1 pseudogene is annotated in these 984 nt (G+C 79.3%); it reads right to left on the reverse strand.

What is annotated here, in order from left to right:
• Nucleotides 1-984: pseudogene (locus ABEB16_RS22365) on the reverse strand (hypothetical protein); the annotation flags it as partial.

Raw genomic sequence — 984 nt, forward strand, 5'->3', positions numbered from 1 at the left:
CGGGTTCTCCCCCCCGACGGCCGCGAAGCGCCGCCCGCACGCCAGCAGCGCCTCGACGGCCTCGCCGTGCCGGCCGCACGCCGCGTGCACCGCGCCCACCGAGTACAGCACCCAGTACCAGCTGCCGTGCCCGTGCCCGGCGTCCAGCGCCTGCCCCCGCCGCAGCGCCTCCTGCGCCCCCGCCACGTCACCGCGGCAGGCGCGGACCTCGGCGAGGAAGCCGCTCACCACCGGCAGGTCGTGGTGCAGCCGCGCCGCGCGCACCGCCGTCACCGCCTCCCGGGCCTGCACCTCGGCCTCCACCAGCTCACCGCGCCACAGCAGCGACAGCGCCACCAGCCCCTTGGCGCCGGCGTGGGCGTAGCTGGAGCCGTCCCGGTGCGCGTGCTCCAGGGCCGCGGCCAGCACCGGGGAGATGCGCGGGGAATCCAGCGCCAGCAGCGTCCAGCAACCGCAGACGAACGTGTCGCTGCCGTTGACCGCCTCGACGAGCACGTCCTCGCCCAGCCCCCGCAGCACCCGCACCCCCGCCGCGGCCGGCCGCCGCCCCCGCAGCGCCTCGCGGTAGGCGACGATGCAGTCCAGCATCCGCCCGCCCACGTCCCCGGCCGGCTCGGCCGCCTCCAGCCGCGCCACGAGGTCCTCGCGCCCCGCGGCCGCGGCCGGCTGCAGCGTCACCACGTCCAGCAGCTGCGCCCCCAGCCGGTGCCACCAGCGGCCCAGGGCGGCGCTGCCGCGGTCCAGCGCCACGACCAGCACCTGCGCCGCCTCGGCGTAGCGCTCCTCGGCCACCAGGGCGATCGACAGCCGCTCCGTCAGCTCGCCCCACGCCTCCAGCGGCTGCTCCACCGCCTGCGCCGCGCGCAGGTGCGCCACGGCCCCCGGGTCGCCGTGGGACTGCGCCAGCAGGCCCAGCCGCGCCAGCACCGGCGCCCGCGCCGCGGGTGGCTGCGGCTCCAGCGCGCAGCGCTGCAGGTGGCGCAC

The organism is Kineococcus glutinatus (genome assembly GCF_039542765.1).
In the GTDB taxonomy this organism is placed as follows: Bacteria; Actinomycetota; Actinomycetes; order Actinomycetales; family Kineococcaceae; genus Kineococcus_A; species Kineococcus_A glutinatus.